This window comes from Cryobacterium sp. MLB-32 (genome assembly GCF_000738085.1).
Taxonomy (GTDB): Bacteria; Actinomycetota; Actinomycetes; order Actinomycetales; family Microbacteriaceae; genus Cryobacterium.
In genome coordinates this window covers 1-1,809 of record NZ_JPRS01000343.1, presented here as the reverse complement: position 1 = coordinate 1,809, position 1,809 = coordinate 1, and the positions used below count along the sequence as shown (strand labels likewise).

The window sequence follows — 1,809 nt, the reverse complement described above, 5'->3', positions numbered from 1 at the left end:
ATGGGGGAGCGGCGGCTCCGTGCCAGTAAAATGGCCGGTCTGGACACTATTCCGGCCGTTGTTCGCGATACAGCAAATGTCGATATGCTCCGCGACGCGCTGCTGGAGAACCTGCATCGGGCACAGCTGAATCCGCTGGAGGAGGCATCTGCGTACCAGCAGCTTCTGGCTGATTTCGGGATCACCCAGGAGGAGTTGGCCACGCGGATTGGTCGTTCGAGGCCCCAGATCACGAACACCATTCGCTTGTTGAAGTTGCCCGAGCCGGTTCAGCTTCGTGTTGCTGCCGGTGTGCTTAGTGCAGGGCACGCACGTGCGATCCTCTCCGTGGGGGACTACGAGGGAATGTTGCGACTGGCAGACAAGATCGTAAACGAGGATCTTTCCGTTCGCGCGTCCGAGGCTGCGGCCACAGCCGGACCCAAGGTCGAAAAGTCGAAACCGCTGCCCGGACGGCGCCAAGGACACCTCGATGAGATCGCGGAACACCTCGGCGATCGCCTCGATACGCGCGTTAGGATCAATCTGGGGGCACGAAAAGGCCAGATAACGGTCGATTTTGCCACCATCGGCGACCTGAACCGCATTCTGGGATCGCTCGGAGAGCCAGGATACGGCCCCAACCAGGCCTAAACGACACCGTTTCACGTGAAACACCGGCGCGCCGCTCGGGAATCGCGTCTGAAAACGGTGGCGCAGTGGTGGGTACGGATCAGATCTGTGGCGTGATTTCTTGCGACGGGTCAGACGTCCAGGGGCGGACCCGCACGGGGCAAATGACCGAGCTCGTTGGTCGTACGGTGTCTAATACTCTCCATCGAGAGGGTTCAGTGCCCCGCGAATGCACCTCGTGCAGCCCTCTTCTACCCGGATCGACCCGCACGACGGGCGATTTCCGTCGGGAATTTCCTGCCGTCGACCTCTCTCACATCCTCCGTGTCGAGCCTCTCAGAGGACCAGAACAGGCCATAACTCAGGCCTGACAGTGTCCCGCCAACCCGCTGGCGAGACCCTCCGTCATGTCACAAGGTGAGACGTCCTGCCGCCCGCACCCCTCGCCGGTCGAGCTTGTCGAGACCCTCGTTCACGTCAAAACGCGAGACGTACTGCCGTCCGCACCCTCCGCCGGTCGAGCCTGTCGAGACCCCCTGGTCCGTCAAAACGTGCAATGCCCTGCGTTCCGTCCCCCCGCTGGTCGAGCCTGTCGAGACCTTCATTCAGGTCCAAACGCGAGGCGTTTTGCGTTCCGTACCCCCGCTGGTCGAGCCTGTCGAGACCTTTGTTCAGGTCGAAACGCGAGGCGTTCTGCGTTCCGTCCCCCCGTCGGTCGAGCCCGTCGAGACCTTCATTCAGGTCGAAACGCGAGGCGTTCTGCGTTCCGTCCCCCCGTCGGTCGAGCCTGTCGAGACCCGCTCGTCCGCTCGCGATAGTTGTCCGCCTGGGCTTGTATTCTTCCAAAGAACCGGTCGTTTGAGTGGACGAAAGGCTGTGGAGAACTTCTGGGGAGCGGGGGTATCTCTTCGCGAGGCGGAGGCTGCTGGGCTAGCCGGCTTCTGCCGCGCTCGTTCTCACATCCCGGCCAGACCGGCCGCGGGTCACGTCCCGCTGAGTGGTGGAGTTTCTCGACACCGTGCAGGTCAGTTGTTTTAGTTTAGGCGGCAGCGAGTTCGGGGAGGATCACCGCCTCGTCGATGACCTCGACGGGGTTGTTCATTGTGGTCAGCTCGAGCATCGAAGCTTCGGAGAAGTAGCGGCGTTCGCCGGCTTCCCATTCGTCATGTTGCTCGATCAGAACTGACCCCGCCAGGC

Annotated in this window: 1 protein-coding gene; it reads left to right on the top strand. The window is 62.0% G+C overall.

Annotation, left to right across the window (positions count from 1 at the left end; genetic code table 11):
* A partial coding sequence (locus tag JF66_RS18425) for a ParB/RepB/Spo0J family partition protein (protein ID WP_035880293.1) occupies positions 1-633 on the top strand: 633 nt, incomplete at its 5' end.
* Between the last annotated feature and the right edge of the window lie 1,176 nt (positions 634-1,809).